Annotated in this window: 9 protein-coding genes and 1 riboswitch; of the genes, 6 read left to right on the top strand and 3 right to left on the bottom strand. The window is 73.1% G+C overall.

What is annotated here, in order from left to right; translation table 11 throughout:
* The first annotated feature begins 24 nt into the window (after positions 1 to 24).
* Positions 25 to 7,314 carry a hypothetical protein gene (locus FVE89_RS26255; protein ID WP_161393080.1) on the top strand — a complete coding sequence of 2,430 codons (7,290 nt, stop codon included), beginning with the start codon at positions 25 to 27 and terminating at the stop codon, positions 7,312 to 7,314.
* A gap of 376 nt (positions 7,315 to 7,690) precedes the next feature.
* On the opposite strand, the gene FVE89_RS26250 is transcribed toward FVE89_RS26255, so the two are convergent.
* The gene (locus tag FVE89_RS26250; protein WP_161393079.1) at positions 7,691 to 8,131 is read right to left on the bottom strand and encodes a DUF1489 domain-containing protein; all 441 of its coding nucleotides are present in this window, start codon (positions 8,129 to 8,131) and stop codon (positions 7,691 to 7,693) included.
* A gap of 112 nt (positions 8,132 to 8,243) precedes the next feature.
* Positions 8,244 to 9,245 (bottom strand): hypothetical protein, encoded by a 1,002-nt coding sequence (locus tag FVE89_RS26245; RefSeq protein WP_161393078.1) that lies wholly within the window; start codon positions 9,243 to 9,245, stop codon positions 8,244 to 8,246.
* A gap of 171 nt (positions 9,246 to 9,416) precedes the next feature.
* Here FVE89_RS26245 and FVE89_RS26240 point away from each other — a divergent pair, with 171 nt between their 5' ends.
* From FVE89_RS26240 to FVE89_RS26220, 5 genes are all read left to right on the top strand, one after another.
* Complete coding sequence (locus FVE89_RS26240; protein WP_161393077.1) at positions 9,417 to 10,592, top strand: MFS transporter; 1,176 nt, start codon at positions 9,417 to 9,419, stop codon at positions 10,590 to 10,592.
* A 96-nt stretch (positions 10,593 to 10,688) separates the two neighbouring features.
* A complete protein-coding gene (locus FVE89_RS26235; protein ID WP_342390042.1) occupies positions 10,689 to 11,795 on the top strand; it encodes an MlaE family lipid ABC transporter permease subunit in 1,107 nt (368 codons plus the stop codon).
* An 11-nt stretch (positions 11,796 to 11,806) separates the two neighbouring features.
* A complete protein-coding gene (locus tag FVE89_RS26230; RefSeq protein WP_202131069.1) occupies positions 11,807 to 12,604 on the top strand; it encodes an ABC transporter ATP-binding protein in 798 nt (265 codons plus the stop codon).
* Positions 12,605 to 12,684: 80 nt separating this feature from the next.
* On the top strand, positions 12,685 to 13,767 hold the full coding sequence (locus tag FVE89_RS26225; protein ID WP_161393075.1) for an MlaD family protein: 1,083 nt from the start codon (positions 12,685 to 12,687) through the stop codon (positions 13,765 to 13,767).
* 121 nt (positions 13,768 to 13,888) lie between these two features.
* Positions 13,889 to 14,470 carry an ABC-type transport auxiliary lipoprotein family protein gene (locus tag FVE89_RS26220; protein WP_161393115.1) on the top strand — a complete coding sequence of 194 codons (582 nt, stop codon included), beginning with the start codon at positions 13,889 to 13,891 and terminating at the stop codon, positions 14,468 to 14,470.
* Between the two features lie 26 nt (positions 14,471 to 14,496).
* On the opposite strand, the gene FVE89_RS26215 is transcribed toward FVE89_RS26220, so the two are convergent.
* Complete coding sequence (locus FVE89_RS26215; protein ID WP_161393074.1) at positions 14,497 to 14,988, bottom strand: N-acetyltransferase; 492 nt, start codon at positions 14,986 to 14,988, stop codon at positions 14,497 to 14,499.
* A gap of 188 nt (positions 14,989 to 15,176) precedes the next feature.
* Positions 15,177 to 15,282: riboswitch (SAM-I-IV-variant riboswitch) on the top strand.
* The last annotated feature ends 29 nt before the right edge of the window (positions 15,283 to 15,311 follow it).

Below are 15,311 nucleotides of genomic sequence, written 5' to 3'. Positions count from 1 at the left end.
TGAACCCGTGTCACGAGGCGTTGAATGGCGACCGAGAAGAAGCTGAAGGACCCGGCCGAGGCCGCGCTCTCTGCGATCGAGCAGGCGCTGAACCTCGACGCCCTGACGCCCAACGGCCTCGAAGGCCGCGCCGAGCCGCGCCTGCCCGACGTCGGCGACGCCGATCCGCTGCTCGACGGCGGACTCGACATGGGCGGCCGGACCATGCCGCCGCGCCTCGATCTCGATCCGCCGCTCGCCTCCGACCTGCCTCCGCCCGGCCTTGATCGCCCGCGCCGCGAGGGTGGGCTCCTGCCCCCCGACCGGTCGCTCGTGGCCAATGACGACCGGCGCAACATCGGCATCCTGCAGCAGACCCTGCGGGTGCGCTCCTCGCCCAAGCCCTATCTGTTCGCCCTCGCCGCCGGCCTCGCCTGGATCGGCGCCCTGGTGCTGATCGCCTGGACGAAGTCCGGGGGCGACCTGCGCGGCGTCGTGGCGGGGCTCTCCGCGCTCCAGGCGAGCGTGGGGGCGGCGGCCCTGTTCGGCCCGGTGGTGCTGTTCGTGATCGCCGCCATGCTGGCGGTGCGCGCCCAGGAGATGCGCCTCGTCGCCCGGGCGGTCGGCGAGGTCGCGGTGCGTCTGGCCGAGCCCGAGAGCTTCTCGACCGACGCGGTGCTGACCATGTCGCAGACCGTGCGCCGCGAGGTGGCCGCGGTGGGCGACGGCGTCGAGCGGGCGCTCGCCCGCGCGGGCGAGCTTGAGACTCTGGTGCGCGGCGAGATCGCCACCCTGGAGCGCGCCTATTCCGACAACGAGATCCGCATCCGCTCCCTGGTCGAGGAGCTGGTCGCCCAGCGCGAGGCGATCGTCACCAACGCCGACCGGGTGCGCAACGCCATCACGGGCTCGCACCAGAGCCTGAGCCAGGAGCTCGAAGGCGCCTCCGACCGGATCGTGACCGCCCTGAACGGCGCGGGCGAGCGCGTGACGGGCGCCCTGGAGACCCGCGGCGCGGCCATCACCGCCTCCCTCGGCGAGGCCGGGGACCGGGTGGTCGGCCTGATGACCGCCCGCGGCAGCGACCTGATCGACACGCTGACGGCCACCAGCGAGGCGGTGCGCGGCAGCCTGCAGGAGGTCGGCGCGGACCTGACCCGCGCCTTCGAGAGCCGCGCCGGCGAGGCGACCGGCGCCTTCGAGGCAGCCGGCGCCGCCCTGGCGGGCCGCCTCACCGAGAATGCCGGCACCCTGGCCCGCAGCATCGAGGAGACCGGCGCGCAGGTCGGCGCGGCCTTGGAGCGCCAGGCCGGCGCGGTGCGCGAGAGCTTCGAGCGCTCGGCCACCGGGCTGGAGAGCGTGTTCCTGTCGCGCGGCTCCGAGCTGACCGACCGGTTCGGCGCGATGGGCGCCGAGATCACGGCGCGCTTCGCCGAGACCGGATCGGCCCTCGCCCAGGACATCGCGGGCCGCGGCACGGCGTTGCGGGCCGAGATCGAGACCACGGGTCTGTCGGTCGCCGAGGCGATCGAGGGGCGCGGGCGCGACGCGCAGGCGGCCCTGGCGCTCGCCGCCGGCGGCGCGGGCGAGACCCTGGCGGTCCGGGCCGGCGAAGTCCGCGACGCGCTGATCGGTACCGCCGAGCGGATCGCCGACGCGCTGACGGAGCGCGGCGGCGCGGTCGCCGAGCGCATGGACGGCATCGCGGCACGGCTCGACGAGACCGTGACGGTGCGGGCCGCGGATCTGGAGACCCGCGTCGCCGCCGCGGCCGAGCGCGCCGGGACCGGCATCGCCGAGCGGACCGACACGGTCGCGGCGAACCTGGAGGCCGCCTTCACGGCCCTGGGTCGGGGCTTCGAGACGGGGGCTGCGGCCGCCGTCCAGTCCCTGCGCGGCACGGTCGAGGGCCTGTCGGGCGAGATCGACGGCCGCACCGCCGAAGCGGTCGCGGCGCTCCGGCGCGGCGCCGAGGAGGCCACCACCGCCCTGCACGGGACCACCGAGGCCGCCACGGGCGCGGTCGAGGCCCGGACCCTGGAGGCCGTGCGGATCCTGGAGCGGCGGCTCGCGGAGTCCGCCGCCGCCCTGGGGGCGCGGACCGAGGAGGCCGCCGAGGCGCTGCGCGCCGCCGCCGAGCAGACCGGCACCGCCGCCGAGGCGCAGACCCGGGACGCCGCCGCGCGCCTCGCCGCAACCCTGGAGACCCTGCGCACCGCCTCGACCGAGGTGGCGGGCGCCGTGGAGGCCGAGACCGCCGCCCTCATGGCCCGGTTCCTCGAAGCCGCCGACCGGGCCGGCACGGATCTCGGCACCCGCGGCACCGAGGCGGTCTCGGCCGTCCGCGCCGCCCTCGACGACCTCAACCGCGAGCTCACCGCCCGCACCGGCGACGCCACCGGCAGCCTCGCGGAGGCCGCCCGCGCGATCTCGGCCGACCTCGCCGCCCGGATCGGCGAGATGGAAGCGGCCTTCGGCGAGCACGGCCGGAGCGTCGCAGAGCTGCTCGCCGGCCACGCCGACGAGACCCAGGCCCGGATCAGCGTCACCGGCCGCGACATCGTGCTCGCCGTCGCGAGCCAGGGGGCGCGCATCGCCGACACGCTCAGCCAGACCGGCGCGAGCTTCGCCGAGACCGCCGACGGGCGGGTCCGGGCGATCGACGAGACGCTGGGCAACCGCCTCGCCGCCCTGCAGGAGACCATCGCCCGCGGCGACATCCTGGCCGACCGGATCGGCCGCGACACCGCGGCCCTCGGCGAGACCGTCGGCGCCCGGCTGGAGGAGATGGACCGTCTGCTGACCGGCAAGGGGCAGGCGGTGGCCGAGACGATCTCGGCCCGCGCCCACGAGGCCGGAACCCTGATCGAGACCCATCTGGGCAGCCTGGAGGAGCGTTCCGCACGTCGGGCCGCCGAGATCGGGGCGGCCGTGGCGGAGCTCGTCGGCCATATCGACAGCCATCTCGGCGACCGCGCCCATGCGGTGGACGAGACGCTGCGCGCCCGAACCGACGAGATGGCGCGCATCATGGCCGAAGGGCATCGCGGCTTGGTCGAGATGCTGGAGGGCCGCACCTCCGGGCTCGGGCAGGACATCGCCCGGCACACGGGCGAGATCGCCCGCCGGATCGAGGAGAGCGCCGGCCAGTTCGATTCCGGCGTGGTCAGCCGCCTCCAGGCGATCGCCGAGACGCTGGACGAGCGCGCCCGCCTCGTGGACGAGAGTTTCGGCGTGCAGGCCTTCGAGGCGATCCGCGTGATCGAGGCGCGCACCCGCGCGGTGGATGAGGAACTGGCCGGCCGGACCCGCGACCTCGTGGCGACGATCGCCGACCGGACCGGCGGGCTCGACGGCGCCATGGCCGAGCGCGTCCGCGCCCTCACGGCGACGATCGAGGAGGCCACGCGCGGCCTCGAGACCGCGCTGTCGGCCCGCGGCGAGGCCCTCGTCCGTCTGATGGACGAGCGCACCGAGAGCGCCGACGCGACGTTCGCCGCCCGCGCCGAGGCGGTCCGCACCGCCTTCGCGGAGCGCGCCGATCTGCTGGCGCGCGAGATCGACGAGCGCATCGCCAGCCTGTCGGGCGAGCTCGACGAGAAGGGCCGGGCTGTGTTCGGGGCGATCGGCGGCCGGATCACCGAGCTGGCCCGCCTGTTCGACCGGGGCGGCACGTCGCTCGCGGAGCTGATCGACCAGCGCGGCGAGAGCGTGCTGGCCAAGCTGCAGCAGACCATCGCGGATGCCGAGCGGATGCTCGACGACGGCGAGGGCCGCCTGGGCCACACCCTGTCGAGCCGCACCGCCGACATCAGCGGCCTGCTCGACGACGGCGTGCGCACGGTCCACACCTTGCTGGACGACCGCACCAACCAGATCCGCGTGATGCTGGACGGTCACGCCGGCACCCTGGCCGCCACCCTCGACGGCCGCATGGGCCCGATCAAAGACGCGCTGGACGGCCGCGGCCAGGCGCTCGTCGCCGCCCTGGACGGCGTGTTCGGCACCGCGACCGGCGCCCTGGAGGACCGGACCCGGCAGCTCGGCAGCCTGTTCGACGAGCGGCTCGGCCATCTCGAGACCCTGGTCGAGGGGCGCGGCAACCGCCTCGCCGACACGCTCAGTGCCCGGGCCCAGTCCCTGCGCACCCTGTTCGAGGAGGCTCAAGGCGCCCTCGACGCCCTGGTGGAGGGCGGCGGCGGCCGCTTCGCCGCCACCGTGGATGCCCGCATCCAGTCCCTCCGCACCGTGCTGGAGGAGGCCCCCGCCGCCGTCTCGGCGCTGGTCGAGACCCGCGAGCGCCAGCTCGCCGCCACCCTCGACGCGCGCACGCAGCGGCTCCAGACCCTGTTCGAGGAGGCTCAGGCCGGCCTGCGCGACCTCGTGGATGTCCGCGGCCAGGAAGTCGCCGACGCCATCGCGGCCCGGACCGAGGGCCTGCGCACGACCCTCGACGCGGCGCCGACCCAGATGGCGGACGTGCTCGACAACCGCCTCTCCGACCTTCAGGGCCTGTTCGAGCGGGCGCAGGGCGAGATCGACCGCCTCGTGGATACCCGCGGCCGGCAGATCGCCGGGGCGATCGAGCAGCGGACCCAGGCGCTCCAGGCGACCATCGACCATGCGCACCCCGCCATCGCGGGCCTGCTGGAGGCGCGCGAAGATCAGATCTCCGAGACCCTGCGCGCGCGGACGGGCGAGCTGCAGGCCCTGTTCGACCGGGTCCAGACTCGCCTCGGCGCCGTCGTCGAGGGGACCGGCCGCGACGTGTCCGAGCGGGTCGATGCCCGGATCGCGGCCCTGCAGACCACCTTCGAGGAGGCGCGCGCGGCGATCGAGGGGCTGCTGGACGACCGCAGCCAGGCCCTGATCGACACCGCCCACGGCCGCACCGGCGCCCTGGTCGAGGTGTTCGACACCCGCCTGCGCACCCTCGACGAGGTCGTGCAGGAGCGCGCGGCGTCCCTGGCGCAAGCCGTGGCGGCGCATAGCGAGGCCCTGGCCCAGGACGTCGATGCCCGCGCCGACGCCTTCACCCAGCGCATCGACAGCCGGATGCGGCTGTTCGCGACCCTGGTGGCGCAGCGCGCCGACACCTTGGCCAACGCCTTCGACGACCGCCACGAGGCCTTCGCGAGCCTCGTGGACGAGCGCACCGCGAACCTCGTGGCCGCCCTCGACGAGCGCGCCCGCGCCCATGCCGAGCAGGTCGACGCCCACAACGCGGCCCTGGCCGAGACGCTCGGCCGGCGCGAGGCGATCCTGGGCGGCCTGATCGATGCCCGGATCGAGGCGCTGGGGGCCGCCTTCGAGCGGCGCACCGAGGCCCTGGGTGCCCTGGTGGATGCCCGCGGCGAGGCCCTGTCGCGTCGCCTCGCGGAGAGTGCCGAGGCCCTGGTCCGTGGGATCGAGGAGCGGGGCGGCGCCCTGCTCGCCGGCCTCGACGACAGCGGCCGCAATGTCGGCGACGCCCTGGAGGGGCATGTCGAGCGCCTGCGCGGCGCCATCGACGGGCCGATGCTCGACCTCGCCCGCGCCCTGGCCGACCGGGCCGAGGCGATCGAGCGGGCGCTGTCCGAGACCGGCATGCCGCTGGCCGAGAGCCTGCGGGAGCGGACCGAGGAACTGGCCGTGCAGTCGCGGGCCTCGGCCGAGCTGCTGCGCGCCGCCATCGAGGACGGAGCCGGCCGCACGCTCTCGGAACTGTTCGAGACCAACGACCGGATGGGCCGGGAACTCGGCAGCCTGCTCCAGCGGATCGAGGCTGCCAACCGCGCCCTCAGCGATCTCGTGGCCGGGGCCGACACCAATCTCGGTGCGATCGAGCAGGGTCTGGCGGGCCGGATCGAGCAGGTCCAGACGGCCCTGGAGCGCATCGCGGCCGAGACAGGCCGGGCGAGCGCGGGCGTCTCGTCCCAGGTCGAGGCCCTGCGCGGCGCGGCCGACGGGGCGCTGAGCGAGGCCTCCCGCCTGGCCGAGACCCTCGACGGACGGGGCCGCTCGCTCGCGGAGCAGACCGGCGCACATGTGGCGGCCCTCGATCGGGCCGCCGCCTCGCTCGCCGCCATCGAGGAGCGGCTGGGTTCGGCCCTGTCTGGCCGCGAGACGGCGCTCACCCAGGCGCTCGCCGCCTTCGAGGCCCGCGCCGCCGCCCTGGAGCAGAACGGCAAGGCCCTGGAGCGGACGATCGAGCAGACCCTGCGCGCCGCCGAGGAGCGGGCCCGCAGCGTCGGCGAGACCCTGACCCGGACCGCGGAGGGCGCCGGCGCCTCGGTGACGAGCGCCTTCGCCGACCTGAAGGAGAGCGCCAGCGCCGAGGGCGAGAAGGCCGCCCAGGGCGTGCGACAGGCCCTCGAGGAGGCGGCGCGCGACATGCGCACCGGCTTCCAGGAGGCGCAGGCCAGCTTCGGCGACTCCTTCTCGGCGCTGCGCGAGATGGCGGGCTCGATCCGCGGCGAACTCGACGCGACCCGCGCCGAACTCGCCAAGGGCGTGCTCGAACTGCCCCGCGAGACGCAGGACGCCACGGGCGAGATGCGCCGGGTGGTGGCCGACCAGATCAAGGCGCTCAACGAGCTCTCGTCCCTGGTCTCCCGCTCCGGCCGCACGGTGGATGTCGCGCAGCCGCAGGCGCAGCGGCGGACCGCCGAAGGCGGCGGGCGTTCCGTCGCGGCGCCGGCTGCGGCTCCGTCGGCGCCTCTGGCCTCCTTCGCGCCGGCGCCCTCCGCTGCGCCGCCCGCCCCGGCTCTGCCGGCTCCGGCGATGCCGCGGCCTGCCGCGTCCGGCCAGGCCCGGAGCGAGGCGCCGCGTTCGGCCGCGCCGACCCGCACCGCCGGCCCGGCACGGGCCGGGGACAAGCGGGGCTGGCTGTCCGACCTGCTGACCCGCGCCTCGCTGGACGACGACGAGGAGGTGCCGGCCGCGGACGCGCCGGCCCCCGCCCCCGCATCCTCGGCGCGCCGGCCCGCCGTGGCGGCCGCCGAGACCGGGCGGATCGCCCTCGACACGATCTCGACCGACATCGCCAAGATGATCGAGCACCGGACCGCGGTCGATCTGTGGGAGCGGTACCGCCGCGGCGAGCCGAACCTGTTCGACCCGCGGATCTACACGGCGCAGGGGCGGGCGACCTTCACGGAGATCCAGCGCCGCTACCGGACGGATGCGGAGTTCCGCCGCAGCGTCGACCGCTACGTCAGCGAGTTCGAGCGCCTGCTCGGCGACGTGGTCAAGAACGACAGCGACGCCAAGCGGACCGACGCCTATCTCACCTCGGAGACCGGCAAGGTCTACACGATGCTGGCCCATGCCAGCGGGCGGTTCGACGGCGCATAGGGGCGTGGCATTGGTTGTGGGTGGAGCTGCGGCTCTCCCTCCCCCCTCTGCGGGGGAGGGAGAGCCGCGAAGGGAGTCGGGAGAGGGGAGCGACGGTGCAGAACCGAACGCTGGCCTTCATGAGGGTCGCGCCTCCATCTGAAGCCGGGTTCCCCCTTGCGGGACTTCGTCCCGACCCGACCCCTGCTGACGCAGGGGCCACCCTCCCCCCTTTGCCGGGGAGGCAGAGCGCCTAGCAGGTCTGGATCGCCAGATCTGCCGATCGGCGATGGCCCCAAATTCGATCTGGAAATCCGCCAGCCCCTCTTCAGGGGGAGGCTCGGATCCGCGCCAAAACCAGGACGCGGACCCGGGCTTACCCTTCGTCGCACCGCTGTCACAGCAGCCCGAGGCCGACCAGCTCTCGCCGGAGGGCTTCCGGCATCTCGGCGAGGTCGCCCCAGGCTTCGGCGCCGAGATCGGCCGGCGCGTCGCGGGCCGGGAGGTAGCGCCAGCCCTGGAACGGGCGGTATGGCCGCGGGGCCACCGGAACGAGGCGCGGATCGAAGACCAGCCGGCAGCGCGGAATGCCGTCCTCGCCGGTCAGCGGCTCGATGGCGGTGATCGCCTGCCGGCAGGAGAGGGTCCCGCGGATCACCCAGTAGATCGAGCCCCGCCCGGTAATCTCGCGGTGGCGCTTCGGCAGGGTCCGGGTGACGTGGAACGGTGCGGCGGGCCGCCCGTCGCGCTGCGCCTCGGCAAGGAAGCGGGCCTGCCGGGTCTCAAGGTCGGCGATCGAGGCGGGGCCGACGCAGAGCTTGATCAGGTGCAGGGCCACGGGGCGCGGTCTCGGAGGTCTCGGCGGGGCGCCCGTGATAGAGCATGCCGCGCGAAAGGGGGATCCGGTTTCACCGATCCGTGACGCGCTGGCGGATGTTGGGGCGTCTCGCTCAGGCGAACAGCGCCAGCCGCTGCTCCGGCGGCAGGGCATCGATCTCGGCGAGGCTCAGCACCGACTCCGGCTCCTCCGGCTCCGCCTGAACGCCGTCTGGTTCCGGGGCGTCGGCGTCGAACCCGGCCCGGTCGCGCTCGGGCACGTCGCGGGCCGGCGCGTCGTCCGCGGCGCTCTCGATCACGGCGTTCTCAGTCACGGCGTTCTCGGGGGCGGCCTCGTCGGCCTCGGGTTCGCCCGCGACCGGCAGGAACACGAGATCCTCGTGCAGCGGCAGGCTGCCCGGCCGGGCCACGAGGGCGGCGGCCGTCACGGCCGGGACATCCATGCCGATGTAGCGGTCGATGTCGCTCTGGCAGAGATCGGACGCGCCGATCTCCGCGGACCCGGCTTCCGTCAGCGGCGGGACCGGCTCGGCTTCCTCGCCCCAGATCGCGATCATCGCCGAGAGGCGGTCTTCGAGGTAGCGCAGGGTGTAGACGATCCGGGCGGTGCGCTGCGCCGTGAGGTCCTGGAACGAGCAGGCCGTGTAGATGGCGGTCGCATGGTGATCGAGGGCGTCGCAGGCCGCCTCGTCGGCGCCCCGCTCCCGCAGGGTCCAGGCCGCCTCCTGAATCGCCTCGGCGGAGCCGAGGATGTCGGAGGTCGCCCGCTCGGTCTCGCGCACGATGCTGTCGAGGGCGAGCGAGGCCTCGGTAAGGCGGGTCTGCTCGTGGTTGGCGGCGCTGATCGCGGCGATTTCGGCCTTGGTCCGACTGATCGCGTCGGCCATCTCGACGAGGTTGCCGCGCAGCTGCCCGAACGCCTCGTGGCTGCGATCCTCCGTGACCGTCCGCTCCAGGCGGGCGATCGCCCCGAGCAGCATCTCGGTCTCGGCCCCCCGGTTGCGGCGGGCATGCTCGGCCAGGAACCAGCGCCCCCGCTCGGTGACCGAGATCGCCGCCTCGATGGCCTCGTACTCGGCCGACGCGGTCTGGCTCGGGGTGGCGGGACCGGACATGGGTTTCCCTGAACGCGGGTGCTGTCGTCCCGATCGGTGGGCCGGCCCTCGGAGGACGGCCATGCGGGAGCGCCAATTTGACAGGATCCGTTTAACGGGCGCTTACGGTTGCCGCCCGCCGCCGGGCTCTCGCCCGAAACGCCCTCCCCGCCCCTCCCGCCGAGCCCCGTCTTGTCCCGCCCGTCCGGCCCGGCGCGCCTGTCGCTGCTCTACGCCGTCGTCTTCACCGAGATCGGCATCGCGATGCCCTTCATGCCGCTCTGGCTCGATGCCCTCGGGCTCGATGCCGGGGTGATCGGCGTGCTCCTCGCCCTGCCGATCGCCACCCGGATCGCCGCGACCGCGCCGCTGATGAGCCTGCTCGACCGGGGGCTCGGGCCGCGCCGGATGATCCTCGCTGGCAGCCTCGCTCTCAGCCTGACCTACGCGCTGATGCCCGGAGCCGCGGGGATCGGCTGGCCGCCGCTCGCCCTGTTGATCGTGCTCAACGCGGTGGCCGGGGCGCCGCTCGTGCCCTGCATCGACTACCTGACCCTCGCGGCCGTGCGCCAGGACAGCCGCCTCGCCTATTCCCGGATCCGGATGGCGGGATCCATCGCCTTCCTGCTGGCGAACCTCGCGGGCGGGTTCCTGCTCTCGGCGCTCGGCGGCCGGCTCGCGGTGCCGCTGCTGCTCACCGGCCTCGCCCTCGGGGCGGCTCTGGTGGCGTGGCGCAGCCGCTCGGTGACGGGCCTGCCCCGGGCCGAGGACGGGACCGGGCAGCCGCGGCTACCCGTGAAGCTCTGGCTCTGCATCGGCGCGGCCGCGGCGATCCAGGCGAGCCACGGGGCAATCTACGGATTCGGCAGCATCTACTGGACGAGCGAGGGCATCCCGACCGCCTGGGTCGGGTCGCTCTGGGCGGTCGGCGTGCTCTCCGAGATCGTGCTGTTCGCCGCCATGCCCGCCCTGCCGGCGGCGTGGCGCAGCCCGGTGCGGCTCCTGAGCCTCGGTGCCGCGGCCGCGATCCTGCGGGCTTGCGGCATGTTCCTGATCGGCGACCGCCTCGCCGCCCTGGTGCCGCTGCAGGCCCTGCACGGGCTGACCTTCGGGGCGACCCAGCTCGGCGCCATGGCGGCGGTCTCGGCCTACGCCCCGGACGGGGCGCGGGGCCGGGCGCAGGGCACGCTCAGCGCGGTCAATGCCAGCATCTCCGTGGCCGCCACCCTGGTGAGCGGCCTCGCCTATCGGGCCGGCGGCCCCCTCGCCTTCCTGCTGATGGCGCCGCTGGCCGCCGCCGGGCTCGGGCTCGCCCTCGCCTCCCGCCGTGCGACAGGGGTGACGGTGGACACGGATCGTCAACCGTAATGTCGACATAACCGCCCGGCAGGGTGGTGCCTCGATCGAGGAGAGAGGGTCTTGCTGAGTCAGGGCACTGTTCCCGCCGCCCCGGCGGGCGCATCGGTGCGGGACCGGCCGGAGGACGGCCGGCTGCAGCTCGACGGCCGCTGGACCGCCGACCAGGCGCCCGCCGTCGAGGCCGCGGCCGCGCGCATCGCGGCGTCCGGCCGGACGGGGCCCGTGGCCCTCGACCTGTCGGGGATCGAGCGCCTCGACACGCTCGGCGCCTGGGTGCTGGAGCGGACCCGGGCCGAGATCGAGCAGGCCGGCGGCGCCCTCACCTATCACGAGGTCCGGCCGGAGCACCGCACCCTGCTCGGCGAGGTCCGCCTGCGCGAGCCCGAACAGCCGGCGCCGCGGCGGCACGGCCTGATCGTCGGTGCCCTCGACGCCACCGGCCGCCAGACCGTGCGCGGCGGACAGGAATTCGTCACCGCCCTCGCCTTCCTCGGCGAGCTGATCGCCGCCTGCGGCCGCGTCGTCCTGCGGCCGGGCACGTTCCGGGGCAACGCGCTCGTCAACCAGATCCAGCAGGTGGCGCTCAACGGCACGCCGATCATCGTGCTGATCTCGTTCCTCGTGGGCGGCATCGTCGCCCAGCAGGGCATCTTCCAGCTGCAGCGCTTCGGCGCGCAGACCTTCGTCGTGAACCTGATCGGCCTGCTGATCCTGCGCGAACTCGGTGTGCTGCTCACCTCCATCATGGTGGCGGGCCGCTCCGGTTCGGCGATCACCGCCGAGATCGGCTCCATGCGCATGCGCGAGGAGGTCGATGCCCTGCGCGTCATGGGCCTCGATCCGGTCGAGATCCTGATCGTGCCCCGGGTGCTCGCCCTGATGATCGGCCTGCCGATGCTGACGCTGATCGGCGACCTCGCGGCTTTGGCCGGCGGCGGCCTCACCGCGATGCTCTACGGCGGGCTGACCCTCGACCAGTTCCTCGCCCGGCTCCAGGCGGCGGTGGGCGTCCACCACGTGATGGTCGGCCTGATCAAGGCGCCGTTCATGGCGCTGACCATCGGGGTGATCGCCACGATCGAGGGGTTCGCCGTGGAGGGCTCGGCGGAATCCCTCGGCCGCCACGTCACAGCCTCGGTCGTGAAGTCCATCTTCATGGTCATCGTCCTCGATGGCCTGTTCGCGGTCTTCTTCGCCGCGATCGATTTCTGAGACCGCCCCCGATGTCCGCCTCGCCGAGCGCCCCTGCCCCGATCATCCGCGTGCGCGACCTCGTGGTCGGGTTCCGCGACCGCAACATCCTGAAGGGCCTGAGCCTCGACATCCGGGCCGGCGAGATCCTGGGCTTCGTCGGGCCTTCGGGCCAGGGCAAGTCGGTGCTGACCCGGACGATCCTCGGCCTCAACCCCAAGCGCGCCGGCACGATCGAGGTGTTCGGGCGCGACGTCGATGAGCTCACCTACGCCGAGCGGCGGCGCATGGAGCAGCGCTGGGGCGTGCTGTTCCAGCAGGGCGCCCTGTTCTCGGCGCTCACCGTGAAGCAGAACATCCAGGTGCCGATGCGCGAGCACCTGAACCTGTCCGAGCGCCTGCTCGACGAATTCGCCCGCCTCAAGATCGAGATGGTCGGCCTCAAGCCCGACGCCGCCGACAAGCTGCCCTCGGAGCTGTCGGGCGGCATGATCAAGCGCGCGGCTTTGGCCCGCTCCCTGGCGCTCGACCCCGAGATCCTGTTCCTCGACGAGCCGACCTCGGGCCTCGACCCGATCGGCGCGGGCGAGTTCGACGACCTCGTCTCGACCCTCAAGGAGACGCTGGGGCTGACCGTCTTCATGGTCACCCACGACCTCGACAGCCTCTACACCGCCTGCGACCGCATCGCGGCCTTGGGCGACGGCCAGATCATCGCGGCCGGCACGATCGACGAGATGCTGGCGAGCGACCATCCCTGGCTGCGCTCCTACTTCCACGGCAAGCGCGCCCGCACCATCGCCACGGGCGGCACGGCCCTTCATGCCTGAGCGCCGCCCCACCCCAATCCCACCCTGCTCCCGTCGGGGAGCCGGATCCCGTCCGACGGGCAGACACACAGGCTGACCGCATGGAAACCCGCGCGAACTACGCCCTGATCGGGGCCTTCACCATCGCCGTGATCCTGGCGGGCTTCGGCACCGTGCTGTGGCTCTCCGGCGGCTCGTCCCGGCAGGTCAGCCAGACGGTGCGGATCGTCTTCTCCGGCTCGGTCGGGGGGCTGTCGCGCGGGTCGAGCGTGAACTTCAACGGCATCAAGGTCGGCGAGGTCACCGATATCCGCCTCGCCCCGCAGGATCCGCGGCGGGTGCTCGCCCAGATCAAGGTCGATCCCGCGACCCCGCTCCGGGCCGATACCCGCGCCCGGCTCGATTCGGCGATGCTGACCGGCGTCTCGGTGATCTCGCTGTCGGGCGGCAACGCCGACGCGCCGGTGCTCACCCCGATGGCCAACGGCGAGCCGCCGACGATCTTCGCGGATTCCTCCGACATGCAGGACATGATGGCGCTGGCCCGCCAAGTGGCGCAGCGGGCCGACGACATGCTGGCCCGGCTCGACCGGCTGGTCTCCGCCAACGAGGGCGCGATCAACCGCTCGCTCGCCAATGTCGAGACCTTCTCCAAGACTCTGGCCGATGCCGGTCCGAATATCTCGGCCCTGGTCAAGGCGGTGGACGGGGCGAAGCTCGGCCGCGTGATCGACAACGCCGACCGCATCTCGGAGGCGCTGTCGAAGGCCAGCCCCGACATCGAGGCGGGCCTGCACGATGCGCGGTCGCTCGCAGCCAAGCTCAACGCCTCGGCCGACAAGATCGACGCCGTGCTCAACGGCGCCGAGAGCTTCCTCGGCTCGGCCTCGGGCCAGGAGGGCTCCAGCACCTTCGCGGAAATCCGCGCGGCGGCGATCTCGGTGCGCGACGCCGGCAAGGCATTCCGGGTCATGTCGGAGAATCTCGACAAGCGCACCGCCAGCATCTCGGCCAATTTCGGCCGTCTGAGCGGCACCGGCCGCCGGGAGGTCGAGGCCCTGTCGGGGGACGGCCAGCGGACGCTCAGCACCCTCAACCGCACGGTGCGCAGCCTGGAGCGCGACCCGAGCCAGGTGATCTTCGGCGGCAAGCCATCGTTGCCGGAATACAACGGCGGCCGCTGAAATCGCCCGCCGCCGGGTCGATGTGTCCCGGCGCACGGCACGGATACCGGGGCGGGGTAGTTTTAACCGCATAGCTTATACAGCTCCGCCGTTCGTCGGCGGGGTTTATCAGGTCATGCGTATGGTCCGCTCGTCCCACATCGCCGCCGCCGCGCTGTTCGCCGCCCTTCTGGGCGGCTGCGGCGGCGGTGCGGCGCCCCTTACCTTCGACCTCGCCGCCCTGCCCCCGGCCGGGCGGCCGGTGGCGGCGGCGCGGTCGATCGTGGTGTCGGAGCCGGTGGGCATCCAGCCGTTCGAGGCGGACCGGATCATCGTGCGCGAGCCGGGCGGCGCCCTCTCCTTCCTGGGCGGTGCCCAATGGGCCGACCGGTTGCCGCGCCTGATCCAGACGCGGATCATCCAGAGCCTGGAGAATTCCGGGCGGCTGCGCTCGGTGAGCCGGCCCGGCGACAAGGTCGTGGCCGATTACCAGCTGATCAGCGAGATCCGCGCCTTCGACGTCCAGGCGGGGACGGGCGAGGCGGTGGTCGACCTGTCGCTGAAGCTCGTGGCCGACGGCACCGGCAAGGTGGCGGCGGCGCGGATCTTCACCGCCCGGGTGCCGGTGGCCAAGATCGACGCCGGCACCGGCGCCCACGCCCTCGATCAGGCGCTGATGACCGTGCTGGCCGATGTGGTCCGGTGGGTGAATACCGGGCGGTGATTTTTTTCGGGCTCGCCCGGACGCACCTAACCCAACACCTTCGTGAGCAAGACGTTGAACGGCCGGAAACCGCGCCCCTGGAAGAAGCGGAGGGCCTCCTCGTTCCGCGTCCACGCGTCGAGAACAAGCTGGGTCACGTTCTTGGTGCGGGCGTTGGCTTCGACCGCGTGCAGCAGCGCCGTCGCCACGCCTGAGCGGCGCGCGGACTCACGGACCGCAATGTGTTGGACGTAGATGCGCCTGCGGGCCTGTGTGAGCACTGTTGGGAGCCGCTCCTGCAGATCGAACCAGAGATAGCCGACCGGTTCGGCGGAAATCTCCGCGATCAGGAGGCCGGTATCGGGCTTATCGATCAACGCCGCGAAGAAAGCGCGCAATTCGACCGCGTCGACATCGGTTCGGAACACCTCGGGTTCAAGCCTGACATGCAGGGACTGAACAAAGGCGTTCAACACACTTAAGGCGTCAAGATCCTCTGTTGTTGCGGGACGCACGATGACTTTCGGTTGTTCAGCCACGTAGCACCACGCGTCTTGATGACTGCCATGCTCAGTTCGACGGTAATTTTATTGCAGATGATTCGGCGATAGGAAAACTGCATGGCCAGAGCGATTTTCTGGTAGCCTTTAGGGCTACCCCCATTCTGGCACGAACGCCGGCCTTCCCAAGCTCGGCTTGAAAAGTCGAAGCCGCACCAGTAGCTTTGACGCTGCATCAAGAGTTGGGCCGACGCCCAACGCCAACCTGCCGATCCGGGCAAGGTGGCGCTCCGCAAGGAGGATGTGGCCGACCCGGCAACCAAGCGGATCAAGCCACACGCGTCGGCTCATGTCAGAGGGCT

The organism is Methylobacterium sp. 2A (assembly GCF_009806555.1).
GTDB lineage: Bacteria > Pseudomonadota > Alphaproteobacteria > Rhizobiales > Beijerinckiaceae > Methylobacterium.
Note: the sequence above shows the minus strand (reverse complement) of the source record. Positions and strands in the feature narration are given on the sequence as shown.

Coding starts and splice junctions, on each gene's coding strand:
- FVE89_RS26255 (WP_161393080.1), top strand. CDS start 25: ATGGCGACCGAGAAGAAGCTGAAGGACCCGGCCGAGGCCGCGCTCTCT.
- FVE89_RS26245 (WP_161393078.1), bottom strand. CDS start 9,245: ATGTCCGGTCCCGCCACCCCGAGCCAGACCGCGTCGGCCGAGTACGAG.
- FVE89_RS26230 (WP_202131069.1), top strand. CDS start 11,807: ATGTCCGCCTCGCCGAGCGCCCCTGCCCCGATCATCCGCGTGCGCGAC.
- FVE89_RS26225 (WP_161393075.1), top strand. CDS start 12,685: ATGGAAACCCGCGCGAACTACGCCCTGATCGGGGCCTTCACCATCGCC.
- FVE89_RS26220 (WP_161393115.1), top strand. CDS start 13,889: ATGGTCCGCTCGTCCCACATCGCCGCCGCCGCGCTGTTCGCCGCCCTT.